Below are 24,591 nucleotides of genomic sequence, written 5' to 3'. Positions count from 1 at the left end.
CGTGATCGGCCGCGATGCTCTGCCCACCACCGATTACGACGTTTGATCTACTACAGTGCCCGACGGTAAACACGGGGTGACAGGTGGAGTTTCGACTTCTAGGGCCGCTGGAGGTGCGTTGCGCCGGCCAGACGGTCTCGATGGGCGGTCGTCGCCAACGATCGGTGCTCGCGGCGCTCCTGCTCCGAGCGAACGAGGTGGCCGGTACCGGCTATCTCGCCGAGGCGGTGTGGGAGACGCCGCCCGTGTCGCCGGAATCCAACATCCGCACCTATGTGGCGGGACTGCGCCGTGCGCTGCGGGCAGCGGGCGACTCCGACGACCGGCTGGCCACCGAACCCGGCGGTTATCGGCTGACGGTCCACGATGGCGAGCTGGACCTCACCGTGTTCGAGAACCAGGCCAGACAGGCCGAGGCCGCCATCGAGCGCGGCGACTTCACCTCGGCGGCCGATCACGCGGAGCGCGCGCTGGACCTGTGGCGCGGTAGACCGATGGAAGGCGCCGTGCTCGGAACGCTGCTGACCACCGAGTCGAGTCGAATCGAAGACCTACGGCTGACCATGGTGGAGCAGCACGCCAGGGCTCGGATCGCGCTCGGTCGGCCCGACCTGGTCGTCGGTGGGCTCCGCTCGCTGGTCCTGGAGCATCCCTACCGCGAGGAGCTGTGGGCGCAACTCATCCTCGCCTTCTATCGAGGTGGGCGTCAGGCCGAGGCGCTCGCGGCGTTCGCGCAGGCCAGAGCACGCCTCGTCGAGGAGCTCGGTATCGAGCCGGGCACCCGACTGCAACGTCTGCACCAGGAGATCCTGCTCTCGGATTCCCCCGACGAGTCCGAGGCCGACACGGACACCGTCTCGATCGCCCGCGCCTACCGCCAGCTGCCGATGGACATCACCGAGTTCACCGGCCGAGAGATGGAGCTGGGTGCGCTGCTGCGGATCGTCGAGGAACACGGCGGGTCCCGCTCCACCGCGCCACCCGTCATCGCCATCGAGGGCATGGCAGGCGTCGGCAAGACCCGACTGGCGGTGCACGCAGCACACCGGATCGTCGCTCAGGGCCGATTCGAGGAGATGCAGCTGTGGACGGACCTGCACGGGTTCGATCCGGAACACGCCCCGGCGGACCCGGCCGAGGTATTGGCCGGTTTCCTGCGATTGCTGGGCGTTCCCGGCCAGCAGATCCCGCATGGCGTCGAAGCACGCTCGGTGTTGTATCGCGATCGGCTGGTCGGCAGGCGTGTGTTGGTCCTGTTGGACAATGCTGCCTCCGAGGAACAGATCAAACCGCTGCTCCCCGGTACGCCCGACTGCCTGGTCCTGATCACCAGCAGGCGTCGGTTCCCCGGGCTGGACGGAACCCGACCGGTGCCGCTGGAGGTGCTGGCCGTCGAGGATGCCCTCGAGTTGTTCGGCCGCATCGCGGGCGACGGCCGAGCCGAGGCCGAGCCCGAGACCGCGCGACGGGTCGTCGAGTTGTGCGGCGGGTTGCCGCTGGCGGTGGTGCTGGCCGCCAGGCGGTTGCGCAACCGCCCGTTGTGGACCATCGGCGACGTGGCGGACCGCTTGGACGACGCCGAGCGTCGGCTCGCCAGGCTCTCGGCGGGAGCGGTGGGCATCCAGGCCGTCTTCGATCTCTCCTACCGGGCGTTGCCCGCGCGGCATCAACGGATGTTCCGGCTACTCGGCCTGCACCCCGGCGACGACGTCACGCCCGCGACCGCGGCCGCGCTCGGCGACCTGCACCCGGATGACTCGGAGTCGCTGTTGGAGGACCTGCTGGACGAGCATCTCGTGCATCAGGCCACGCCCGGCCGGTATCGCCTCCACGATCTGCTGCTGACCTTCGCCAGGGAGTGCGCCCGCGCCGAGGAGTCCGACGACGATCGCCGGTCGGCACTGCACCGGCTGGCAAGTTGGTATCTGCATGCGGCGGAGGCGGCCCGCCGCAAGGTCGAGCCGCATCGCGGACAACCCGTGCGCCTGCAACCCCTGCTCACCGAGCAGCCTGCACCGACCTTCGGCGATCACGAACAGGCCCTCGCGTGGTACGAGGCCGAGCGTGCCGGGCTGGTCGCCGCCATCCGTGCCTCTGCCGACCAGAAACTCCTGGCGATCGCCTGGCAGTTGCCCGCGGTGTTGCTCAACTTCCACTATCGACGCAGCCATTGGAACGATTGGCTCGCCAGCCACCGGATCGCGCTCTCGGCGGCCACGACGCTCGCCGACCGCCATGGTCAAGCCATCATCTGGCGGGGATTGGGCATCGCCTACCACGATCTTCAGCGGTTCAACGAGGCGTTGAACGCCTACCAGCAGGCGCAGTCCATCCTGGAGGAGGTCGGCGACGCCAACAGCCTCGCCTGGAACCTCAACAACGTCGGGGTCGCCTATATCGACCTTCGACGCCTCGACGAGGCAAGGGAGTGCTTCGAACGGGCCGTTCCGCTGTTCAAGGCCACCGAGGACAGCCAGGGCGAGGGCATCTGCCTGAGCAATCTCGGCGACACGCTGCGCGAGCTGGGCCTCCGGACGGAGGCCACCGGCTGTCTGGAGGAGGCGCTGCGCATCCAGCACGCCATGGCGGACCAGGCGAGCCTGCGGTACACGCTGACCACCTTCGGCGACCTGTTGTACGACGACGGCGACTATCTGGAGGCGGCCCGCTGTCATCGTGACGCGGCCATCGCCAGCGAGGCGGTGGGCGACAAGCGAACGGTGGCCCGAGCCCTGGTCAATCTGGCTCGGGCGCTCGATGCGGCAGGCGATGTCGAGACCGCGCAGGCCGACCGGCGGCGAGCCCTGGCCCTCTTCGACGAGCTGGGCGATCCACAGGCGGGCGCCGTCCGAGGGTTGATCCACGAGAGCGAGCATCGCCACAACTGACGCCAGGCGTCCGCATGATCTCGATCGTGTCCCGGCCGCCACCGGGTTACACGTCGCAGGCTCCCGTAGCCTCGGCGCTGCGAATCCCGCCCGGTCGACGGGAACGTCCCCGCCGCATCACGGGACTGCTCCCCCGCCGCGTGACACGTCCGCCCATCCCCACCGTCGAAGGGATCTCGATGAGCACCTCCGATCGTCCGGCCACCGCAGCAGGCACCTTCACCATCGGCGGCGACCTGCCCGTCCGTCGGCTGGGGTACGGCACCATGCAGCTGCCCGGGCCCGGTGTCTGGGGTGAGTCCCGCGATCCGGAGGAGGCCGTGCGGGTGCTGCGCCGGGCGGTCGAGCTGGGCGTCAATTTCATCGACACCGCCGACGCCTATGGGCCGTTCGTCGCCGACCACCTGCTCAAGAAGGCGCTGCATCCGTATCCCAGCGATCTGGTGATCGCCACCAAGGCGGGTTTCGCCAGGACCGGCCCGGGCCAATGGGTGCCGATCGGTAGGCCGGAGTATCTCCGGCAGCAGGTGGAGCTGAGCCTGCGTCACCTGGGATTGGAACGGATCGACCTGCTGCAACTGCATCGCATCGACCCGTCGGTTCCGCTCGCCGACCAGGTCGGCGAGCTCGCCGCGCTCCAGCAGGAGGGCAAGATCCGGCACATCGGACTCAGCGAGGTCGGGATTGCCGAGGTGGAGGAGGCGAGTAGGACCGCGACCATCGTCTCGGTGCAGAACCTGTACAACCTGTCACGCCGAGATGCCGAACCGGTGTTGGAACACGCCTCCGCACGCGATATGGCGTTCATTCCGTGGTTCCCGCTGGCCACGGGTGAGCTCGCCAGGGCGGGTGGACCGTTGGCCTCGGTGGCCGAGGAGCACGGCGCCACGCCGGCGCAGCTCGCGTTGGCCTGGTTGTTGAAGCGCTCGCCGGTGATCCTGCCGATTCCCGGTACCTCCAGCGTGGCTCATCTGGAGGACAACGTCGCAGCGGCACTGGTGGATCTCGACGACGCCGAGTACGCCGTGCTGCTGCGCTCCGTGGCCTGATCGGCGCCCATGCTGCGAGGAGAGGACCGTCCGTGATCGAGGACTGGGATGTGCGCGTCGCCCAGGCGTTACGAGGCATCCGGCCTGCCGCCTACCGGTTGGAGGGCTCCGGGGACGACGTACGGCTGACCCTGGTCATGCGGGCCAGTCCCAATGGGCGTCGAAATGCGGCCGACCGCATCGTCGGCGCGCTGGGCACGCGAGGCCTGGGGTTGGCCGTGGCGCCGGGGACCGACGCGGTGACGTGGCTGGCCGAGCACGTCGAGCCGGTCCGCATCATCGCGCTGCCCGCTCCCGGCGAGTAGCGCCCCACGCGCGAGCGGCGGCTCACACGGCGGGCGGCGTCGTCGTCGCGGAACTACCGTGGGGTGGTGACCGACGAGGGGCCCGACTCGCCGCCGAGGGCGCCGCGTGCGGAGCTGGTCGAGAAGGCACTCCGTGTGGTGCCGCTGCTCGAGGCGTATTTCCGGCATGCCCACGTCGAGATGCCTGCGGAACTCCGCCTCGTCTTCGCCAAGAACCACCTGAGCGCCCGGCACGCCGCCGTGCTGAGCCAGCTGACGGTGGCCCACACGCTGGGCGTCGGCGAGCTCGCCCATCGGATGCGGGTCTCGATCGCCACCGTCAGCGAACTCGTCAGCGACCTCGGCCAAGCCGGACTGCTGCAACGGCGGGAGGACCCCGGGGATCGGCGTAAGGTGCTGGTCTCCTTGGCCGAGACCGCCAGACCTTCGGTCGAGGAGTTCGTCGCGGTGCGCTCGGCCCCGCTGTTGCGGGTCCTGCAAAGCATGGGGCGGCCGGATCGGCAGGTGTTCGCCGACGGCCTGGCGGCTTGGGCCCGGGAGACCGAGGACTGAGTTGTTCGGCCACTCCGTCGTGGCGGGATGGTCAGTCGAGGGCGACTTCGGCGGGCAGTGCGCTGGTCGCGTCGACGGTGGCGAAGGCGGCCCACAGCAGCGGGGAATGCTCGATGGAGCGGTCGGTCCGCCACGCGGTCAGACACTCCCGCTGCCAGCTGCCCATGGCACGCACCGGTTGGTCGGTCTCGTGTGCGGCGTCGATCGCCACGATCGCGTCCTGCAACGGCCGGACGGTCCGGTCCACCCCGGCGATGCGTTGGAACGCCAGATCCGTGGGCAGCACCCATCGGGTCGCGGTGACGAGCTCGGCACCGCCGTGGACCATCGCCGAGGCCAGCCCCAGCGCCTCCCCGAATCGGAGATCGCCGCCGCTCTCGCAGGCGATCAGCGCGACTCGGCTCGGGATCGGCCAGTGGTCCGCACCGCTGCGGGGTTGCTCGTGCAGACCGTGGGTCCCCACCAGGAGGTCCTTCGCCGACAGCGGCCGGTGCCCGCGGATCGGCGGCGTGTGGCCGAGTGTCTCGGCGGTGCAGGCCAGGTGCAGGCGGGCGTCCTCGCTACGCCCGGTCTCGGGAGCCGCCGCGGTCACGTGTCCGACGTAGAGCAGCCTGCTCGCGCCTGCGGCGAGCGTCGCGGCCAGCCAATCGCGATCGAGATCGGTGCGGCGGAAGGCCTCCACCGCCGCGTCGGGTCCGGAGATCTCCGGACGAAGCCGATGTCGCCGAGCGTGGTTCGCCACCAAGCCCGCCACCGGATCCGTCGGCGAGATCCGTCCCAGGACCGAACCCAGCATCGAGTCCGCGCGAAAGCCCGGGATCCGGGGGTCGAGGACGGCCGCGATAGGCAGCTCCCGAGTCCGCTCCCAGGACCGGGGACGCCGCGTCGGTGCGTGCACGATGGTCGCCGGGGCCAGCACGCTGATGTCGGCGAGCTCGATGAATCGGAGATCCCGGTCGGGGGCCAGCAGTTCCCACGGGATCTGGGCGACCCGAGGCGACGGTTGGATCCGCAGATGCGGCCGGACGCCTCGCAGCTGCATCTCGTGTAGGGCGACGGCCAGCCCGTAGGGAAGGAAGATCCGCGACAGCAGTTCGGCGAAGGCCAGTTCGGCCTCGTAGTCGGCGAAGTGTCCCGTCCGCAGCGCGCGCGTCAGCCCGGCCGCACCGGTATCGGTGGCATCGCCTCCGGGCAATGCGGCGGCCAACCCGGCCAGCGCTTGACGGACCAGCTGCTCCGGCACCCTGGCCACGCCCGGCGCCGCGAGATCCTCGGCCCACCGCCAGCTCAGGTAGAGGTCGTCCGCATCGGCCATCCGCAACAGCACGGTCGGCTGGTCCGATCCCGCCGGTTCGAGTGCGGTCACCATGTCGGGATCACCCGAGCCTCCCTGATCTCGACCCCGTAGCGGTCCTCGGCCATCCCGAGGTGGTGTGCCAGTGCCACGACGTTCGACGGCGTCATCGCCAGCCTCGGCGGCGGGGCGACAGCGAGGCCGAATCCGGCGGCGTAGTCGGCCAGCGCAGCGCCGAGGTGGAACGCCCCGGCCTGTCGGGTCGCGTCGGCATCGGCGGGGCCTCGATCGGATGGGGGCGTCGCATCGAGCAGGGCCATCGGTAGTACCGGCTCGATCGCTTCCGGGGTTCCGGTGCCGGCCAACGGCGTGCCCGCACACTGCGTCTCGACCAGCTCCGCGACCAACCGCACGTCGCCGACCGTCGCGGCCAGCCGGAAGGCCAGCTCCCAGGCCGGTTCGGCGACGATGCGCTGCCATTGCGCGCGTCGGCGACCATCGGTGAGGGTGAATCGCACCGCGTCGATGGCCAGTGCGGCGGGGATAGCCAGGTCCAATGCCCTGGGCAGCAGTGTGGCGGCCGAATGCGGTTGCGCCACCGCTTGTTGTTCGAGGAACAGCGCCCTCCGGAAGTCGAGCTGGGCACAGGCCAGGCTCAACCCGCGTTCCGCATACACCGCGTATGCCTCGTCGTGAAGTCCTTCCGCGTCCAGATAACGACCCTGCGCCGCAGCGACCAGCGCCAACGATAACCGGACCTCCGCTGCCTCGACCACCGCCCCGGTGTTCTCGAACAGCGACCGACTCCGGTGGAAGAGTTCGTTGGCCCGCGAGTGTTCCCCTGCCGAGGCAAGGAGATAGGCGCTCATCTTCGTGCACATCGCGAGGTAGTGATCCATCCCCGCCGCGTTGAAGAAACGCTGCGCGGGAACCAGTTGGGCCTCGGCGTCGGCGAATCGATTCCAACGGATGTACATGATCGCGAGGCTCAGCTGGTTCTCCGCCACGGCGACTCGGTCGCCCGCGGCCTCGAAAGCCGCGAGTGCCTGGTGGGCGAAATCCTGGGCGAGGTCCCACTGGCCCGTCTCCTCGTGGACGGCCGCTAGGTTCATCAGCGGATATCCGGTGCGGTGCGGGGCGATTCGCCCGGCCACCTCCAGGGATTGTCTGGCCAACTCGCCCGCGTCGGAGAGGCGGCGTTGATGTCGGGCGACCGCCGTGAGCGAGACCAGACAGGACAGCATCAACTCGGCGTGGTCGACGCCGGGGCTGGGCGCGGCGTCGAGGATGATCTTCCGGGCCGATTCCAGCGCTGTCTGCGCCGCGTCGAGGTCACCGAGATGCTGCAGGGCTTGGGACAGGTTGATCAACGCGCCTGCGCGTAAGCCGTCCGACGCGGGGTTCCCGGTGGCCTCCCACCACCGCAACGCCTCCCGGAAGGCGGGGACGGCGCCGAGGTGGTCGCCCAGTTCGTCGGCGATGCCCGCCGCATTGGTCAATGCGCGGGCGCGCAGATCTCCCAGCGTTGGCGGCTGCTCGGCCACTCGGGCGGCGTCGGTGAACACGGTCCGGGCCGTCGCGAGGTCCCCGGTCCCCGCCAGCTCGGCACCCCTCGCCAACAGGTCGGCGATCCGTTGGTAGCGGGCGGGATCGACGGCCTTCTCACCGAATGGGTCCGGGCCTGCGACAGCCGCCTGAGAGGGTCGGTCCTTGCTCGGCGTCGGGTGGTCGACGCGCCGGCTGTGGAACTCCGGGAGGTCGTCATCGGGAGTCGTCGGCGAGTGCACTGGTCAGAAGTCCTGTTCCACAGCGGCGAGTTCGGCAAGCAGTGGGGCGGTCGCGTCCAGCGCTGGATCCCCGTGCTCGGCCGTGTGAACCCGGGACAACCTGGCGCGCACCAGGGTCCGGATCCGCTCTCTGGTTCGACGCGCGCGTGCCGGATCGCGATCCGCTTCGACCGCACCGAATCCGGGCAGGGTGATGCCTACCCGCAGCGGCTTCGCCGGGGTCGCCGTCGAGGACGCCCGACCGACCCAGGTGTCGGACAGCAGCTGAAGGTCGACGTCGACGACGGGGGCGGCCTCCGCGTGCAGGGTGGCCCGTGGCAGCAGATGTGTGGGCATCGCAGAGGAGTCGGGCGCGTCCAGGCCCGGTGCGGCGACCACGCTGACCTCGACGACGGTGCGGGCCGCGATCCGCACGAGTTCCCAGGACACCGCGGTCTCGGCCGCGTCGATCAGTCCCGGTGGATAACAACGCCAGTCGGAGCCACCATTGCCACCGGCCAGCACCGATCCGCCCGAGTTGTCGGTGCCGCCCGCACCGGCGGCCAGCGCGTAATCCCGTGCGGTTCCCGGTTCGCTGTCGACGAGATCGTCGATCTCGCCCGGCCGATCCGCCACCCCGGCGGCCTCGGCGGCGTCGATCCCGTCGAAGAGCTGGTCGCACTCCTCGATGAGCTCGGTGATCTCGCGCTCCAACAGCCCTCGGTCCAGCGGCGGGATGTCGTCGATCGCCGAGGCGGGCCACCAGCGCAGCGCCCACTGCGCGAACGCGAGTCGGTGCGCCCGTGCCACCAGGTCGGGGTGCACCGGATCGATCGGCAGTTCCTGTTCCGGCCGCTCGTCGGGGTCGAGTGGCTCGATGGCCAGCGCGTCCACCACCACGGCGACCCGTTCGCCGTAGAGCGCCCACAGCCAGCTCTGGGCCGCCTCGACATCGTCGAGCACCGCGCAGGCGATCGGAGTGTCGGCGAGCACGCTCCAGGTGAGATGACCGCCTGCGACCTCCAGGACGGCGACGTCCACATCCGGCTCGTCTGCCAGGACGGTGGGCGGCGGCGAGTCGGTGCCCGTCGGAGTGATGACGCACTCTCCTGCGGGAGTGCGCCGGAGCCGGATCGAACCGCTCATCGCACCGGCCTCTCGATCGTGTCCTCGGGGCCGTTCTGGGTCGAGCGCAGGCTCAGGGCGTGGCGCACCCGAGATCGGTGATCCAGGATCAACGATCGGGCTACCCCATCGAGCAGGTCCCACAGGTCGTCCACCCGGGTGACCGGTGCGGCTCGAACGTCGCGGCCGTGCAGGCGGACCCATAGCCGGCGTAGGTACCCCTGCCACGGAGTGGTCAGCTCGGCGGCGAGTCTGGTCAGTGGATCGGCCGGTCCGGGGCTGCTCGATGGTTCGACAGGGTTCAGAGCCAGTCGGCGGGCCTGTAGGACGTACGCCTCGCGTCGCCAACGCGCGTTGACAGTCCGGTGTGCCGCGGTTCGGCCTGCCGACGCGAGACCGCGGTCCCCCAGCGGACGTAGACCGGTCGCGAAGCGCACCCCGATGGTCGCCGCCACCCGGAGCGACTCGTCGGCCAGCGCCCACGGTGCGCAGGACCGGTCGATCTCCTCGTGCACGAGTTCGGGGATCGATGGCAGTGCGGCGCGATCTGGAGCGGTCTGCAACACGGTGAAGACTCGTTCGTGGACCGTGCGGTCGAAGGGCAGCCCCAGCGTCGACGTGGAGGCCGACCCACCGATCTCGGGCATCGGGGGTGCGGCATGGCGGGTCAATCCGAGCCGTCGGGCCGTCCAGGGCGATGTCTCGGATCCATCGGCAGCCGCTGCGGGCCGTATCGGAGCGGGCTCGGACTCCCCTGTCGAACCGGCGGTTGCCGACGCCGCGACGAGCGACCGCAATCCGAGGCCCAGTGCGGTGCCCGCACGCTCGGCCACCAGGGCCGTCAAGGCGCGGGCACCGTTCTCGCGGCCGTCCGTCGTGGGAACCTCGATCGGAGCAGTGACCGGACGCGCGCCCCGCATCGTTGATCGTCCGGCCGCCCCCGGCCGCGCGGTGGGGCCTGCGTCGAGAACTCGGTCGATCAGTTCGATCCGCTGCCCACCCGGTTCGACCCCGCGCCCGAGGTGATCGGGCAGGCGTGACCAGCTGACCGAGATCAGGTTCTCCAGCTCCGCCAGGTGCGCGGCGATGTACTCCCGGAGCGCCTGGGTCGTCCGGCCGCCGACCGCGCCATGCAGCGCGCGCAGCTCGTGTTCGACCACCGTCTCCGCCGTCGACTCCTCGGGTCCGCCGCTGATGACGGCGAGCTCGTGACACCGCTGGAAATAGAGGTCCTGCGGGTTGCCCTCGGTGATCCGCAACCGCCGCCGCACCTGTTTGAACACCGTGAACCAGGCCGCGGTGTGCCGCAGTGGCTCGGCGGCGGTCGAGACCAACTCGCTCAGCCTCCGTACCCCCTCGGCGGTGAGCAGCGCCCCGGCGCACGCCGGGTTGTGCACCGGGCGCAGCACCAACGGATCGAGGATCAGCTTCACGGTGCGGCTCAGCGGCCCGCCCTGTGCGTTGCTCAGCGGTCCCACCCCGTCGAGTCCGCGCCAGACCTCGGCGAGCACCATCGCCTTCGGTCTTCTCCCACGGCCCGCAGGCTCGGCGGCCGCCGTGATCTCCGAGCCCGACGGCAGGACTCGGCTCGCAGGCTGGGCAGGCGGGGCTTCCGGCACCGCCGCAGGCCGGGGCTCCGGTGAGCTGGTCCGCATGTTTCGAGGCTATGCGGCGGATCGATCTCCGCCAAACCTGGGATCGGTAGCGCGGCAAGGCTTCCTAACGTCGACGACAGCGGCTCGAACCCGAGCCGGATCGCCGCTCCGAGACGTGATCACCTGCGCCTCGCCGCCGAGAAGGACAAGGTCATGATCAAGATTATTCGCGCAGCCGCACTGATTTTCCTCTTCGGATCCCTCGGCTACTACGTGTGGTACGGGTTGACCGATCAGGCGGACAACGAGTTCGGGCTGAGCTGGGTCGGACCGCAGATGGTGGCGCCGATCATCGCGCTGAGCCTGGTACCGATGGTGTTCGCCTTCACCGGCCAGAGCGTGGTCGCCGCCTTCTCCTGGCGAAACAGCTCCGAGTTCCGCGACGGATCGATGGGCGTCGGCACCGTGACCTCGGTCCGGCCGACCGGGATGTCGATCAACGATCAACCCGAGGTGCGCATCGACCTGGACGTCGAGGACGCGCAGGGACGCGTCTTCTCCTCGCACGCCAGGATGGTCGTCACCGTGACCGAGCTGCCGATGCTACGTCCCGGTGTCGTCCTGCCGGTCCGCTATCTGCCGCACCGCCCCGACAAGGTCGAGATCGACCGGTCCGACGACGACTCCGCCGCCCAGGACGCGCTGAACCAGTTGCTGATCCGCAAGGGCATCACCACCCAGGCCCGATTGGACATCGTCAAGCGGGGAATCACCGCGCAGGCCGTCGTGCAGGCGGTGTCGGCCAAGGGCGAGATCCGCGAAGGGAACCCGAGGATGAACCTCACTCTCTCCGTGACCAGGCCGAACGGCACCACCTTCGGCGCCGAGGTCGACCGGTTCATGCCCGCCACCGCTGTCGCCCGGCTGCAGGTCGGCAAGGTCGTCCAGGTGCACTACCTGCCGGGAGACGAAAGTGAGGTCGTCGTGTCCACGCCGATGAACGCCTGAGCGCTCAACTCGACGAGCCGGCCGACCCCGACCGGTCGTCCCCCGCCCAGTCGGCGTAGGACGTCCAGGCGGTCAGGGTGGACCGGCTCTCGAAACGTCTCGGCTCACCGGTGATCGGGTCGGTGAACTCCAAGACCTTCGCCAGGAGTTGCAATGGTCGGCGGAAGTCGTCCAGGGCGGTCTCCACCAATGTCGGGTAGAAGTCGTCGCCCAGAATGGGCACCCCGAGACTGCTCATGTGCAAGCGCAGTTGGTGGGTGCGCCCCGTCTTGGGCAGCAGCCGATACCGGCCGAGGCCCGATCGCTCGGCGAGCAGCTCGATCACGCTCTCGCTGTTGGGCGGCCCCTCGACCTCCTGGGCGTTGATGATCCCGCGTTCCTTGACGATCCGGCTGCGGACGGTGCGCGGCACCCGGAGTGCGGGGTCCGCCTCGGCGATCGCCTCGTACTCCTTGAACACCCGTCGGTCGCGGAACATCGTCTGGTAGACGCCGCGTCGCTCCCGCCGCACGACGAACATGACCAACCCCGCCGTCACGCGGTCCAATCGGTGGGCCGGGCTGAGCTCGGGTAGGTCGAGTTCTCGACGCAAGCGGACCAGCGCCGTCTCCACGACATGCCTGCCCCGAGGGATCGTGGCCAGGAAGTGCGGCTTGTCCACGACGACGAGGTCCTCATCCCGATGTAGGACCCGGATCTCGAAGGGCACCGGCACCTCGACCGGCAGATCCCGGTGGAACCAGACGAAGGAGTCCGGCCGGTAGGGCGCGTCGAGCTTCACCGGTCCGTCCATGCCGATGATCTCCTGCCCGACGAGCATCGCGTCGATTCGGGCGGGATCGACCCTGGGCAGTCGTTCGACGAGATGGTCGCGGATCGTCGCCCACGAGCCTTCGGGCGGCAACCACAATCGGGCCGCGTCCAGGCCATGGCGCTGTGGGAGCGGCGAAGCGAGCTTGCGTCTCATCGTCGGGAGAGCCTAACCGGCGGCAGCGCCGCACGGGTTGGCCCGCCCATTCGGCGGCAACTCACCGGCGATCCGCCGCATTGCTCCGGGCGGGCGAGAACTCGTAGCGCCCCGAATCTCACGTTTTGCACTCCGCGACCGTCTTACAGGTATGGCGATGCGCACGGCACGCCTCGAAGCACTGCTGTGGCGGAGGAAGAGATGAGAGCACGAGGGTTCACCCAGACCCGGGCGGGCATCGTCGGACAGTTCGTGCTGCTGGCCTTGGCATGGGGGTCGAGTTTTCTCTTCATCAAGCTCGGGTTGCGCGAGCTGTCGGCCACCCAGGTGGTCTGGGCACGTCTGGTGGTCGGCGCGCTGGCGCTCGGGCTTCTGGTCCTGGTAACCCGAAGCCGGCTCCCGCGAGATATTCGGGTCTGGGGTCATCTCACGGTCGTGGCCCTCTTGCTGTGTGTCATGCCATTCACGCTTTTCGCCTGGGCTCAACAGCACATCTCCTCGGGGCTGGCCAGCATTCTCAACGCCACCACCCCGTTGATCACCATGCCGCTGGCGGCCGTGGCACTGGCAGGCGAGCGCTTGAGCCGCCATCGTGTCGTCGGCTTGACGCTGGGCTTCTTGGGAGTCCTGACCATCGTCGGCCCCTGGCACGGGTTGGGAACGGACAACAGCCTGGTAGCCCAATCAGCGTGCATCGGCGCGACCGTCTGTTACGGCCTCGCCTTCACCTACCTGCGGCGATTCGTCACCGGGAGGGGCGTGGCCGCCGCGCCGTTGGCCTTCGTCCAAGTACTCATCGGTGCCGTTCTGATGGTGGTCACGACCCCGTGGCTGGCGGGCACCCCAATCGAAGGCCTCAGCGGCGTGACGATTCTGAGCATGCTCGTCCTGGGCGCATTCGGCACCGGCATGGCGTACGTGTGGAACAACAACATCATCGCCGCCTGGGGTGCCGCCAACGCCGCAGCCGTGACCTATCTGTCCCCGGTCGTCGGGGTGGTCCTGGGCACCGTGCTGCTCGGTGAGCCGCTCACCTGGAATCAACCGCTCGGAGGGCTGTTGGTCATCCTGGGAATCATGGCGGCACATGGCCAACTAGCGGCGTTGGTGCCTGCCGGTGTCCGAGACCTCCAGTCGCCCGCGAGACGAGGAGGATCGAACGAGCGATGAGGAACCGGCGCGCTTCTGGGGGCAACACCCCTCGCGCCTCGGGTGGTTGTTCGGCGAGACACCCTGCACCAGTCGGGGACTCGTCGGTGAATCCTCGGCCGCTATTCCCTAGCGGCCGTGAGCAGCGCGACCACCTCGTCGTCGGAGGTCTGTGGGAAGTCGCGATACCACTGACCCACCGCGACGAAGTCGGCGGGAAGCGACAGGCATTCCACCTCGTCGGCCTCCCGGGACAGGGTGGCTGCCGCGTCGGATGCGCACGTCGGAGCCGCGAAGACCAACAGACGTGGCTCGTCCCGTCGCACCGCACGCAGCGCGGCGGTCGCCGTGACGCCGGTGGCCAGACCGTCGTCCACGACCAGCACGTCTCGTCCTCGCAGCGGTGTCGGCGCCCGATCGCCCTGATAGCGGAGCACCCGGCGCCGGGCCTCTTCGCGCTCACCGGCGCACGCCTGGCTCAGGTCGCGTGCGTCGATCCCGAACGTGTCGAGTGTCTGCTCGGCGTAGTACGGCGGGCCGTCGGCCGTCACCGCCCCGACCCCGAACTCGGGATTACCCGGCAGGCTGATCTTCCTCGACACCAGCACGTCCAACGTCGCATCCAGCTCCCACGCGACCTGCGCGGCGACCGGCACGCCGCCGCGTGCCAGCCCCAACACGACGGGGTCGTGCCAGTCACGTCCCCGAAGGCGGGCCGCCAGCAACCGACCCGCCGCCGGACGATCCAGGAAGACCTCGGACACGGCAGCCATGAGTGCAGCCATACCCGACCGACTGTCTGCGGTAAACCCTCGGCCGTCGGTGGGGTCGCCGCCTTCGGGTAGGCCCGCTGCGCTGCGCGGGGAGGCCGCCCGGAGTAACGGCGGCAGACCCCGACCGTCGATCGTCCCGTGTCGCAGGGGTATCCCGTCTCGCACTGGCCCCGCCGGTCCCCGATTCCGTCTCGCTCCGGGTCTCAGCCCGCGAAGAACTCCGTGAGGACCGTGGCCAGGGCTGCGGGCTCGGCGTCGTGGGTCTGGTTCTCCAGGGTCCGCTGGCGCGCGCTGGGGACCGCCTCGGCCAGGGCCTGGGCGGATTCCCTCGCCCACGCCGGACTCGCCCCACCCGCGAGCACGAGGGTGGACACCGCCACGGCGGCGGCGCGGTCGGTGGGCAACGAACCGTCGCCCATCACCGCGTTGTCGTACAGCAGGGTGTGCGCCAGTTCCTCCAGATCGGTCCACACCGGGGTGGCCCGCATCCGGGTGATGGCCTCGGCCGACAGGCCCGTCGAGGACAGGAACAGTGCGACAGCCTCGGCTCGATGCCCGGCGGAGACCAGTTCACCGAGGCGGGTGGTGTATTCGGTGGAGCCCTCGCGGGGTCCGTCGGTCACGACGAACGGTGGCTCGTACAGCGCCAGTCTGCTGATCGACGAGCCCGCCGCAGCCGCATCCAGCGCCAAGGCCGCCCCGGAGGAGTGTCCGTAGACCAGCGCCGAGCCTCCCGCGAGCTGGATCACCGCGTCCAGGTCCTCGATCTCCCTCGCCACGGCGTAGGGCGCCGTGTCGCCGCTGTCGCCCCGGCCTCGGCGGTCATAGGTGAACACGGTGAAACGCGGGGCCAGCAGTTCGGCCAGCGGCGCCGCCGAGGACCTGGTGTTGAACGCCCCGCCTACCAGGATCACCGCAGGCCCTTGTCCCGAGCGGTCGACGGCGATACTCGTGCCGTCGTGCGATGTCACTGTGTTCATGTCTTGTCGCTCCCATTTCCGGTATTACGTCTGCCGAACCGACGAACCTTCCCATCGCAGACCGACATGCGCGCGACGAACTCACGCGAGTGAGGGACTGATCTCCTTTGACCGTGCGGAGTTCGGCGTTTCGGCGTGTCCCACATCACCAGGGAGACACTGAGTTGGGACACGGAATCCCGCTGTGCTGGTGGGAGTCTCGTCTCGTCAGCCCTGGACAGGCGACACCGAGGTGCGGCGCAGCACGAACACCACGAATCCGGCCACTCCTCGGTAACCCCGCAGCCAGCCGTCACGGTGGTCGGCGGACACGGCGAGCGCGGTCGCGGCGTCGGGATGGTCCCGATTGTCCAATGCCCAGCGGGCGAGACTTCCCGTCCAGTTCCACTCGTAGTCGTCCCACTCGCTGCGAGTGCTGACGTGTCCGTAGGTCGGGGTCCAGCCGGCTTCGACGATCCGCTCGACGGTGGTTGCGAGGTCGGCGTACTCGTCGGCGGGAACGCCGAACACCTCCAGCGTCGCGGCGTCGGGTTCGCGCTCCCAGATACTCACGCCGAGCAGCAGCACGCCGTCGTCGGTGAGATGACCTGCCGCAGCCGTCAAGGTCGGCAACAGCCCACCGAACGCATACTCGGCCCCGACGCACAACACCACGTCCGCCTTGTCCTCGGACCGGTACTCCGTGATGTCGCCCTCGACCAGCCGCAGACGATCGGCGACACCGACGCGGCGCGCGGCGGCGCCCGCGCTGTTCAGCGCGAGTGCGGACCGGTCGACACCGATAGCGGTGGCACCACCGTGCGCGCTCAGTGCCCGTACCGACCATTCGGCCTGTCCGCAGCCCAGGTCCAGCAACCGATCGGAGGACCCGCAGATCGCCCGGTCGAGCAGGGTTCGGACATTGACATCGCTGACGGGTGCGGAGATCGGATGGTCCGCGTGGGCGAGGTTGGAGATCAACTGACGATCCATCCCGCCTGTCTAGCACCGTCGAGAGTCGCCACGCAGCTCACTTTCAGCAGCAGGGCGGCCCGCTGCGAACCCAGAGAGCCAGATCGACCTCATGCTATGAACGCCAACCCGGCCTGGCATGGCCCGGGTACCGCGCTGTCGGCAGCACCGAGGCGTTACGGGCCGAAGGCGACTCAGGGGTCAGATCGCCGGTTGGCGGGCGCCAGCGGCCAGCAGAGCGGCCATCACACCCTCGTGGCCGCCGATGGCGGCCCAGTCCAAGGGCGCCATGCCCGCGGCGTCGACGTCGGCGTCGGGATGGGTTCCCTCGCTGAGATTCGGGTCCGCGCCGTGCTCCAGTAGCAGCCGCACCACCGGCAGGTGTCCCCAGGAGGCCGCCGCACACAACGGGGTGCCCTCGTCGGGGCCGCCGTTGCTCTCCACGTCGGGGACGGCTCCGGCCTCCAAGAGCAACCGGACGGCCGCCTCGTGGTTGTTGACCGCAGCGGAATACAGCGGTGTGGTGCCCGATGTCTCGGCGAGAACCTCGGCCGCACCGGGCTCGGCGAGTAAGGCGGCAAGGGTGGTCGCGTCCCCGCTGGCAGCTGCGTCGCCGATGCGGCTACGCAGCGGGGCGGTCGTGGCACGCGGGTCCGCTGAGTCCGTCATCGGGGCAGTGTAGCCGGCGTGATCCAGAAACCCCGAGACGGCCGGACGGGCAGCATCCGCGCAGCTCAAGTCCATATTCTCGCGACCACGACCTGCCCGAAGACACGGTCGCCCGTCATCCTCGCCGGACTCGGGGTCGACCGTGTCGGGTCACTCGTTCACGGCCTCGATTCGCAGCAACAACAGCTGTTCCGGATGCAGCGCGGGAGCTCGGAGGCCGACCTCCGTCAAGATCCGGCCGGTGAGTCGCACCCCGTGCTCGATCCATGGCGCGGTTCGGGGCTGCCGGAGCGACGGCCTCTCGCCGGGAGCCTGCACCCGCACGTCGTAGCACCGGTCCGGGTCCAGCCCGGGCAGGCGGATCGAACCGGGGATCGCGGTCAGCGGGGTGTCCAGCTGAACGAAGGCGAACAGCGCCTCGGTCTGGTCGGCGGCGACGATGCCATGCACCGCGAAGGCCGGGTCATGCTGTTCGTCCCGCACCAGGACTCCGCTGTGCAGAAGCGGGCGAACCTCCTTGTACAACGCCACCCACCGAGCCAGTTCGGCCCGGTCCTCGGCGGACGCCGATGTCAGGTCCCATTCGATACCGAAGGAGCCGAACAGCGCGGTACCCGCCCGGAAGGACAACGCATGGGTGCGGGCGGTGGTGTGCGATCGCGGTGCACCGACATGGGAACCGATCAGCTCCAGCGGGAGCAACTGGGTGGTCCAGCGTTGAATCTGCTGGCGTTCCAGGGGGTCGATGACGTCGCTGCCCCACACCCGGTCGGTGTGTTCCAGGATTCCCAGGTCGATACGCAGCCCACCCGAGGAACAGGACTCGATCTCCACCTTCGGGTGGCGGGCACGCAGTTCGTCCAGTAGCCGGTAGAGGGCATGGGTCTGTCGATGCACCGCCGGGGTGCCTGCTGGCCGATGGGCGGCGTCGATCAGATCCCGGTTGTGGTCCCACTTGAGGTAGTCGATGCGGTTCTCCCGCAGCAACGCGTCGAGGCGTTCGAGCAGATAGCCGTATACCTCGGGGTTGTCGAGGTCCAGAACCAGCTGATTCCTGGACAGCAGCGGCGTCCGCTCGCCGACGCCCAGGATCCATTCGGGGTGGGCCCTGGCGAGGTCGGAATCGGGGTTGACCATCTCCGGCTCGACCCAGAGCCCGAATTCCATGCCCAGCTCGCGAACCTCGTCGATCAACGGGGTCAACCCGTCGGGCCAGACCTCCTCGTCGACATACCAGTCCCCCAGGCCCGCGCGGGAATGCCGCCGATGCCGGAACCAACCGTCGTCCAGCACATAGCGTTCGACTCCCACCTCGGCGCCGTGCCTTGCCAGCGCGAGGAGCCGATCGAGGTCGTGGTCGAAGTAAACGGCCTCCCAGGTGTTCAACACCACCGGCCTCGGGCTTTTCGGGTGCTGCTGGCGTGCGCGCAGGTGCCGGTGGAAGCGGGCCGCGATCTCATCGAGCCCCCGGCCGTAGGAGCCGTACAACCATGGGCTCTCGTAGGAGTCCCCCGCCGCGAGGCGGATCTCCCCGGATGCCAGCAGTTCGCCGCCGCCGAGCACCGAGGTGCCGTCGGCCAGTCGTTCGGCGTAGGCGAGGTGGTTGCCGCTCCAGGCGGTGTGCACCGCCCAGACCTCACCGGATCGGAAGTCGAACCCGTCGGTGCCCGAGGCGAGGATGAGCGGGGCATCGGCCCCGGTGCGGCCTCGACGGTTCTCCCTGGTGTGCGAGCCGACGATGAAGGGGGCGCGTTGCGGAGCGCGTTCCCGGCCCCAGCGTCCGGCGAGATCGAGGAGTTCGGTGGCCACCGGTGGCACCGGGAGCACGAGGGCGAGTCCGTCGAGTGCATAGGGTGCGCCGGATTCGCCCAACGAGTCGGCGGTCGCGGTGACGGTCGCGCGTTGCCGCACGAGCCCGCTGGGCAGCAGTTCGATCTCCAGCAGCATGGCCAGACCGGTCTGGACGTCCAGTCCTTCGGCCACGACACGTCCGCCGCCCGCCGCCGGGGTCGTCACGGTGAGCGCGGTCCGCAGGAATTGCGGCGACCAACCCTGCCCCTCGCGGTGTCCGGTCAATCCCGGCCTGCCGCGCCAGCCCGAGGCGTGTTCCGGGAGCACGTCGACACCGACCACGGTGATCTCGTCGAGATCGTTGGGCGCCGGGCTCGGTCGCGCGGCGAGGTACAGCTCGGTGAGGAATTCGTCGGCGGCCGCGCCGAGGTCGGCGCCCCAGTGCAGGACCGAGGGCAGCCGCCCGTCGTCGGTGAAAAGAACGAGGCTTGTTCCGGCGGCACGGAGATGGATGAGCTGATCGGCTTCCGGAGTCGTCTTCCTCGAGGTGGGCGGGGGCATCGACACTCCAGGGTCGTCTCGGTGTGGCGGTCGATCGCCTAAGGCTGCGGCCTCGCCGGCCCGGCGATCGCCGGGAAGCACTGTCGTTCGACAACCTATTTCCCCGCACCCGGGTACCGGTAGGGCGAGCGGCCGGTCTCTTCGGCCCGATCCCGCCGGCCCCAATGGCTGGCGGTCGGCGCGTCACGGCCTGGGGATGAGAACCGTGGAGGTCAACGCGACCAGCACGACCACCGAGATGACGATGAGGAAGGCCACGAGGAATCGATGGCGCTCGGGCCAACCGATGAGTCCCGGATACAGCTCGTTGATCTGTTTCGGAGAGGAGACCCGCCGCTCGAGCCGGTAGACCGGAAGCCGAAGCTCGGCGACCAGCCGATCCAGCGCGCTACGGTCGAAGATCTCGTCCGAGAACCGTAACAGTCGCTGGCCTGCACCATCGGCGACGAAGACGGTGTGCTGGGTGGTCCTGCCCATAAACACGTCGCCTTGGACCACGGCCCTCGGTAGGGAACGCGGTACCCAGCGGATGCCGCCTGCCATGCCTCGATGCCCGATGTGCGTCGCTGTGAGGACGATCAGCGGCCGGAACCGGGAGAACACGGCCAACACAACGAACATCCCGGTGAGGAGCACGCCCACGACACCGCCGACCCAGCCGAGCGCGAACGCTCCGGGCAGGATGACGATCGAGGGCAGGAACACCACCAGGATCAGATAGAGCGTTCGATGCTTCGTCGACGGCTGCACGGTGAGAACCGCCGAGGTGGCTGCGTACGACACCCGGCCATGCTAACCAGCGGTGATCCGCCGATCGGACGCTTCGCGCAGAAGCCGAGATAAGACGGCGGACTGCCGACACCGCCGGGTGGCAAGGAGCCCGGTGGAGGGCGCACTGCGTGGATCAGAGCGCGATGATGACGGCGGTGCAGAGAGTCACGATCAAGACTGCGGCGAGAATGATGAAGGCCAGTCCGATCGGGTGGCGTTCCCACCACGAGGTCAGACCCGGATATAACAGATCGAGTTTGTTCGGTGTGAGAGCTCGCAGCGGCAGCGGGTAGACCGGCGCGGGCAGCTGCGCCACGAGCCGGTCCAGGTCTGCCCGCTCGAAGGTTCCATCCATCAGGCGCAACAGACAACGTCCGCCTTCATCGGCGATGAAGACGGTGTGGGGCGCGGTCCTGCCCAGGAGTACCGGCCCGTGCACGATGCCCTTCACCAGCGAACGCGGTATCCAGCGGATCCCGCCGAACATGCCTCGGTGTCCGAGGTGTGTTCGGGTGAGGACGACCAACGGCCGAAATCGCGAGAGGGCCACCAGACCGACGAATGCGGCGACCACCGCCAGTCCCACCAATATGCCGATCCAACCTGCGGTGACTGCTCCCGGCATGATGAAGATCGAGGAGATGATCACCGCGAGGGCCACGGTGAAGACCCGCCGTTCGGTGGTGGGCCTCAGGGTGAGCACCGGAGGATCGGTTGGTGACGACACGGGGGCATGCTAGCCGGCGGGGGTCGCCGCTTCGGTTGGTCCGCCCGGATCAGACGTCGAGTGCGGCCAACGAATCGAGGCGATTCCGCACCGGGAATCGGATCTCCTCGCTGTGTCGGATCGTCCCGGAATCGGACTCACCCAGATAGAAACCGGCGGTGAGACTCCGCTCGTCGACGTCGATGACCGAGTGCCAGATCGCGCGCCACTCGGGATCCGCGGTCGGTGCCACCTCGGCGAGCAGAGCCCGCATCGCGGTCGGCGACGAGACGGCTGCCTCACCTCGGCGGGTCTCGCGATCGAGGATCCGCATCCGTTGGTAGGTCTCGTGGGTGTCCGCATTGTCGTCGGGAAGGGCGGCGGCATCCGGATACCGGTGTAACAGGTGGTTGGTCACGCAGAGCGGGCCTTCGGTCGCCCGGTTGCGAAGTCGGTCGCCGCCCGTCGCGGGAACCAACCGAAGCGCGAGTGGGCCTCGTCGGCCAGTGCCCGGCCGATGTCGGTCTGGCTCCCCTTGGCGACGAGGTGCCGGGTGGTCAGGATGTCGTTCGGCCCGCCGCCTGCCACGGCGACACCCGTGGATAGTCACGGTCGTCTCGGTGCCCCCGTCCGATACTCGTACCCGGCGGCTTGGCGCATACCGGATGGATGATGCGAGTACTCGGAGCCGACCAACCAGGCAGGTACACGCCTGCCACCCACGCAATCGTCTCCGTGATCGCCTTCGTGGCGGGGCTGGCAGGTTGGCTCGGCTCCGAATCCGACGAGTAACAGGAAACCGGCGTCGACAACGACCTGTGGTGGGTGGACCAAACCGCCGAACTCGCGGAGCTGGAGGCCACCGGGCGGTTCCCGCTCTTGTTCAACGCCACCGAACCACCGGACCTGCAGGCCACCTCCGAATTCGGGCTGGCCCGGCTGCTCGACGGATTGGCTCCGCTCTTCGACTGACAGCCGACGGTGCACAGAGAAGACCCCCGCCAGGTTGTTCTGGCGGGGGTCTCGGGTGTTGTTGCTCGGGTGTTTCTTACTGGACGGTGATGCCGCGCTCGGCCAGCCACGGCTGGGGGTCGAGCTTCTGGCCGCCGACGTTGACCTCGAAGTGCAGATGCGGCCCCGTGGACTGGCCACGGTTACCGATCGTGGCGATCTGATCCCCGGCCTTGACCTGCTCACCCACACTCGCGGTGAAGGTCTCGACGTGGCCGTAGGTGGTGATGGTGCCGTCGGGTGCCTGGACGCGGACCCACTGGCCGAAGCCGGTAGCCGGCCCGGCGTTGATCACCGTGCCATCGGTGGCCGAGACCACGGGGGTGCCGATGGGGCCTGCGATGTCGATACCGAAGTGGTTGGTGCCCCACCGGGCGCCGTAGCCGGAGGTGAAGGTGCCCTCGGCGGGCTTGACGAACTCCGGACGGTTGGCCTCCGCCTCCGCAGCCGCCTGCTCGGCGACCCGGGCGGAATGGGCCTGCGCCTCACCCGCGAGGGTGTGGAACTGCAACGTCGGAGCGACGTCGTTGTACAGCGGGGCCATCGCCGCACCGGCGTCCTGCTCGGCCGTGACCCCACCATCAGCAGACGCAGGGGCGGGGGTCTCGGTGGCACCGGCCAACAGCGGCTGACCGCCCAGCAGGAACGCACCGGCCAACACCGCCGACACAGCCGACTTACCAACCCTGGAGGAACGAACGAACGGGTTACGGGTACGCAGCGTCAAACCAAGCTCCAATACAACTCAAGGAAACAGAACACGGGGCGCCCAAAGGAAGGCCATCGAAAGGTCGGCGATCCGACCTGCCCCATGTCCCACACGAAGAAGATGAAGAGGACTTGAAAGGGGCTCCGACACCGGCCGCTCGTGGGGGCCGCGTCGTGATGACCGGGCGTGACGTACAAATCCGAACCTAAGCGCCGCTCACCCAACGCCACCACCGGATGTGACCCGGACCGCCATCAGGCACGAACCGACCCGTGAAACCTCGACGCAGCGTCACCACTCCCCGCCGAACCGCCGCCCACAACGACCAGACCTCGGAGCGCCTGCGACTGATCCACGAACTCTGGAAACCGCCCGCCAGGCACGGTCTCGGCTGCGGCAGGCTCGGTCGACCGGTTCCTTGCACTGCACCGCAAACCCCGCGCGCACCGGCGGCCACAGAAGCTCACAGGGGTCTCGGCATTGCTTGGCCACGGCTACGGTCCGCCATCATTTTCATTTACCACCGAAGCAACAGTGAATGACGACTCCCCGTTGGCTGCCCGAGATCCGCCCCAAGCAGAAGGGCTCGGCAGGACATCGGCCATTGAACTATCGCAACGTCGGGCTGGCACATAGCCCGCGCGCTGGTGTGGCTGGTCGGAGAAGGACGGCGTGACCACGGCGTCGTTCCGGCTGGCGGAGGACCGCACGCCCACCGACCTCGACGATGACGCCTATCCCCTGCCCTCCGGGGCGCTGATCGGTGTGGCTCACCCGGCGATGCTGCACGACGACCTGACGCGGTGGGCGGCGATCTTCGCCGACTACGAGATCATGCAATCGTTTCCGCAGATCGGCGCCGTCGTCCCGCCGCTGACCGACGAGGAACGGGCCGGCCCGCGGCTGAGCCGCTTCGAAGGCAGCACCGTCCCGACCCGTGCGCTGTCCTCGCTGCTGCGCCGAGGTTGGCATCGCGCGGAGGAGGGCCCGGTCACGATGTTCCACCGGCCGGTGGCCGCAGATCGACGGGTGGAGATCTGGCTCGATCCGGGTTACACCCCCGGGGCATCGGTCAATGCCAAGGAACAGACGCTCAGGGAGGTCCGTCTCGTCTGCGAGGGAACGCCGTTGAGTGAGGTCCGAACCGAGGCCGAACACGCGGTCACCCAGTTCAACGTGCTCGACGAGGTGGACTGCCACAAGATCGTCTACGACCTCACCCAACTGGCTCGGTGAGCCATCCATCGCTGCAGGAAGCGCCACTCATGACTGACCATCCGGTTCCCGACGAGAACACCCTCGTGCTACCCGAGGCGTGGTACCCGCACCTCGCACCTCGGCGTGGCGGGCAGCCTATTCCGGTCGTCCCGGTCCCGAATGCCACGGAGAAGGCGGCTCGGCTGGTGGTCTCGGGGTGAGCACCGTAGGGCCGTCGGCGTAATCGTCGGTTCTCGAACGCGTTGTCCGACTGCATTGCGGGAACCGATCTCGATTAGTTCATCGGCTGACCCAATAGGGCGACGCGGTTCACCCGGACTTCGTTCATCGCCTCTTCTTATGCGCTCCTACCGGCTTCGACGAAAGCGGTCGAGGCGTTGTCGTCGAACGACTCGATTCGGCCATCGCCGCACGTCTGATCGGCGAAACAGCTGGTCATCGTTTGTAGGCCGACCGCAAGACTCGCGATGACCACCGCTTCGCCCCGACGGTGAAGTGCCGGCGATGCCTTGCCTGCACAACGCAGGGTGCCTAACCTCGGAAAGCGCTTACAGAATTCGACCATAACCACCGGCACCCATTCGACGATCAGTTGCGCACCCACGAATCGGTCGTCGTGCGTGCCGGAGATCCGAGAACGGTCTAGAGCGGACAAGCGCAAGCGCTCGGCGTCGATGACGACCGACGAGTGTGCCAAGAAGTGTTGACCGCCACCGGCGTCGACCAACACCAACGGCAGGGATGGAGTCCGAC

At 68.8% G+C, this 24,591-nt stretch carries 25 protein-coding genes; 9 read left to right on the top strand and 16 right to left on the bottom strand.

The features are described 5' to 3' along the window. The first annotated feature begins 140 nt into the window (after positions 1–140). The 4 genes from BKA25_RS11990 to BKA25_RS11975 all read left to right on the top strand — a co-directional run bounded on the left by BKA25_RS11990 (position 141) and on the right by BKA25_RS11975 (position 4,794). Positions 141–2,888, top strand: coding sequence for an AfsR/SARP family transcriptional regulator (locus BKA25_RS11990; RefSeq protein ID WP_157421099.1), 2,748 nt, complete (start codon positions 141–143; stop codon positions 2,886–2,888). A gap of 179 nt (positions 2,889–3,067) precedes the next feature. Further along, positions 3,068–3,937: an aldo/keto reductase gene (locus tag BKA25_RS11985; protein WP_069849803.1), complete on the top strand. Its 870-nt coding sequence runs from the start codon at positions 3,068–3,070 to the stop codon at positions 3,935–3,937. 32 nt (positions 3,938–3,969) lie between these two features. After that, positions 3,970–4,242, top strand: coding sequence for a hypothetical protein (locus tag BKA25_RS11980; protein WP_069849805.1), 273 nt, complete (start codon positions 3,970–3,972; stop codon positions 4,240–4,242). 66 nt (positions 4,243–4,308) lie between these two features. Then, positions 4,309–4,794, top strand: a complete 486-nt coding sequence (locus tag BKA25_RS11975; protein ID WP_216637727.1) for a MarR family winged helix-turn-helix transcriptional regulator — start codon at positions 4,309–4,311, stop codon at positions 4,792–4,794. A gap of 31 nt (positions 4,795–4,825) precedes the next feature. Here the strand turns inward: BKA25_RS11975 and BKA25_RS11970 are convergent, their stop codons facing one another. Genes BKA25_RS11970 through BKA25_RS11955 form a run of 4 tightly spaced genes read right to left on the bottom strand, consistent with a single transcriptional unit; the run spans position 4,826 to position 10,634 of the window. Then, positions 4,826–6,163, bottom strand: a complete 1,338-nt coding sequence (locus tag BKA25_RS11970; RefSeq protein ID WP_069849809.1) for a CHAT domain-containing protein — start codon at positions 6,161–6,163, stop codon at positions 4,826–4,828. Continuing rightward, positions 6,157–7,875: a tetratricopeptide repeat protein gene (locus BKA25_RS11965; protein WP_084643057.1), complete on the bottom strand. Its 1,719-nt coding sequence runs from the start codon at positions 7,873–7,875 to the stop codon at positions 6,157–6,159. Before BKA25_RS11965 ends, BKA25_RS11970 begins: the two co-directional genes overlap by 7 nt. Positions 7,876–7,878: 3 nt before the next feature. Beyond that, positions 7,879–9,000, bottom strand: coding sequence for a hypothetical protein (locus tag BKA25_RS11960; protein WP_069849811.1), 1,122 nt, complete (start codon positions 8,998–9,000; stop codon positions 7,879–7,881). Then, positions 8,997–10,634 carry a hypothetical protein gene (locus tag BKA25_RS11955; RefSeq protein ID WP_216637728.1) on the bottom strand — a complete coding sequence of 546 codons (1,638 nt, stop codon included), beginning with the start codon at positions 10,632–10,634 and terminating at the stop codon, positions 8,997–8,999. Before BKA25_RS11955 ends, BKA25_RS11960 begins: the two co-directional genes overlap by 4 nt. 153 nt (positions 10,635–10,787) lie before the next feature. Between BKA25_RS11955 and BKA25_RS11950 the strand changes: the two genes are divergently transcribed. Beyond that, complete coding sequence (locus tag BKA25_RS11950; RefSeq protein ID WP_069849815.1) at positions 10,788–11,582, top strand: DUF3592 domain-containing protein; 795 nt, start codon at positions 10,788–10,790, stop codon at positions 11,580–11,582. Positions 11,583–11,586: 4 nt separating this feature from the next. On the opposite strand, the gene BKA25_RS11945 is transcribed toward BKA25_RS11950, so the two are convergent. Continuing rightward, complete coding sequence (locus BKA25_RS11945) at positions 11,587–12,549, bottom strand: RluA family pseudouridine synthase (protein ID WP_069849817.1); 963 nt, start codon at positions 12,547–12,549, stop codon at positions 11,587–11,589. 201 nt (positions 12,550–12,750) lie between these two features. Between BKA25_RS11945 and BKA25_RS11940 the strand changes: the two genes are divergently transcribed. Further along, positions 12,751–13,719, top strand: a complete 969-nt coding sequence (locus tag BKA25_RS11940) for a DMT family transporter (protein WP_069849819.1) — start codon at positions 12,751–12,753, stop codon at positions 13,717–13,719. A 101-nt stretch (positions 13,720–13,820) separates the two neighbouring features. Here BKA25_RS11940 and BKA25_RS11935 read toward each other — a convergent pair whose 3' ends face one another. The 9 genes from BKA25_RS11935 to BKA25_RS11895 form a co-directional block, all read right to left on the bottom strand. After that, on the bottom strand, positions 13,821–14,471 hold the full coding sequence (locus BKA25_RS11935) for a phosphoribosyltransferase (protein WP_069853741.1): 651 nt from the start codon (positions 14,469–14,471) through the stop codon (positions 13,821–13,823). A 203-nt stretch (positions 14,472–14,674) separates the two neighbouring features. After that, complete coding sequence (locus BKA25_RS11930) at positions 14,675–15,451, bottom strand: alpha/beta fold hydrolase (RefSeq protein WP_069849821.1); 777 nt, start codon at positions 15,449–15,451, stop codon at positions 14,675–14,677. Positions 15,452–15,658: 207 nt separating this feature from the next. After that, positions 15,659–16,423, bottom strand: a complete 765-nt coding sequence (locus BKA25_RS11925) for an SAM-dependent methyltransferase (protein ID WP_069849823.1) — start codon at positions 16,421–16,423, stop codon at positions 15,659–15,661. 180 nt (positions 16,424–16,603) lie between these two features. Next, a complete protein-coding gene (locus tag BKA25_RS11920; protein ID WP_069853742.1) occupies positions 16,604–17,071 on the bottom strand; it encodes an ankyrin repeat domain-containing protein in 468 nt (155 codons plus the stop codon). Between the two features lie 150 nt (positions 17,072–17,221). Beyond that, the gene (locus BKA25_RS11915; RefSeq protein WP_069853743.1) at positions 17,222–19,423 is read right to left on the bottom strand and encodes an alpha-galactosidase; all 2,202 of its coding nucleotides are present in this window, start codon (positions 19,421–19,423) and stop codon (positions 17,222–17,224) included. A gap of 183 nt (positions 19,424–19,606) precedes the next feature. Further along, on the bottom strand, positions 19,607–20,206 hold the full coding sequence (locus BKA25_RS11910; RefSeq protein WP_069849825.1) for a hypothetical protein: 600 nt from the start codon (positions 20,204–20,206) through the stop codon (positions 19,607–19,609). Positions 20,207–20,327: 121 nt separating this feature from the next. Continuing rightward, positions 20,328–20,921: a hypothetical protein gene (locus BKA25_RS11905; RefSeq protein ID WP_157421100.1), complete on the bottom strand. Its 594-nt coding sequence runs from the start codon at positions 20,919–20,921 to the stop codon at positions 20,328–20,330. Between the two features lie 49 nt (positions 20,922–20,970). Beyond that, positions 20,971–21,318 carry a hypothetical protein gene (locus tag BKA25_RS11900; RefSeq protein ID WP_069849828.1) on the bottom strand — a complete coding sequence of 116 codons (348 nt, stop codon included), beginning with the start codon at positions 21,316–21,318 and terminating at the stop codon, positions 20,971–20,973. Continuing rightward, positions 21,315–21,488, bottom strand: a complete 174-nt coding sequence (locus tag BKA25_RS11895; RefSeq protein ID WP_157421101.1) for a hypothetical protein — start codon at positions 21,486–21,488, stop codon at positions 21,315–21,317. The genes BKA25_RS11900 and BKA25_RS11895 overlap by 4 nt, the downstream gene beginning before the upstream one ends. A 237-nt stretch (positions 21,489–21,725) precedes the next feature. Between BKA25_RS11895 and BKA25_RS11890 the strand changes: the two genes are divergently transcribed. After that, positions 21,726–21,872: a hypothetical protein gene (locus tag BKA25_RS11890; protein ID WP_157421102.1), complete on the top strand. Its 147-nt coding sequence runs from the start codon at positions 21,726–21,728 to the stop codon at positions 21,870–21,872. Between the two features lie 76 nt (positions 21,873–21,948). Here BKA25_RS11890 and BKA25_RS11885 read toward each other — a convergent pair whose 3' ends face one another. Continuing rightward, entirely contained in the window at positions 21,949–22,638 is a 690-nt protein-coding gene (locus BKA25_RS11885; protein ID WP_236750279.1) for a M23 family metallopeptidase, read from the bottom strand. Between the two features lie 654 nt (positions 22,639–23,292). On the opposite strand from BKA25_RS11885, the gene BKA25_RS11880 reads away from it, so the two are divergent. Both BKA25_RS11880 and BKA25_RS11875 read left to right on the top strand, forming a co-directional pair. After that, on the top strand, positions 23,293–23,856 hold the full coding sequence (locus tag BKA25_RS11880; RefSeq protein WP_069849833.1) for a DUF4132 domain-containing protein: 564 nt from the start codon (positions 23,293–23,295) through the stop codon (positions 23,854–23,856). Positions 23,857–23,885: 29 nt separating this feature from the next. Beyond that, complete coding sequence (locus tag BKA25_RS11875; RefSeq protein WP_157421103.1) at positions 23,886–24,038, top strand: hypothetical protein; 153 nt, start codon at positions 23,886–23,888, stop codon at positions 24,036–24,038. Between the two features lie 137 nt (positions 24,039–24,175). Here BKA25_RS11875 and BKA25_RS11870 read toward each other — a convergent pair whose 3' ends face one another. Then, positions 24,176–24,568: a hypothetical protein gene (locus tag BKA25_RS11870; RefSeq protein ID WP_069849834.1), complete on the bottom strand. Its 393-nt coding sequence runs from the start codon at positions 24,566–24,568 to the stop codon at positions 24,176–24,178. Positions 24,569–24,591 lie beyond the last annotated feature (23 nt).

Source organism: Actinoalloteichus hymeniacidonis (genome assembly GCF_014203365.1).
Lineage (GTDB): Bacteria > Actinomycetota > Actinomycetes > Mycobacteriales > Pseudonocardiaceae > Actinoalloteichus_A > Actinoalloteichus_A hymeniacidonis.
Note: the sequence above shows the minus strand (reverse complement) of the source record. Positions and strands in the feature narration are given on the sequence as shown.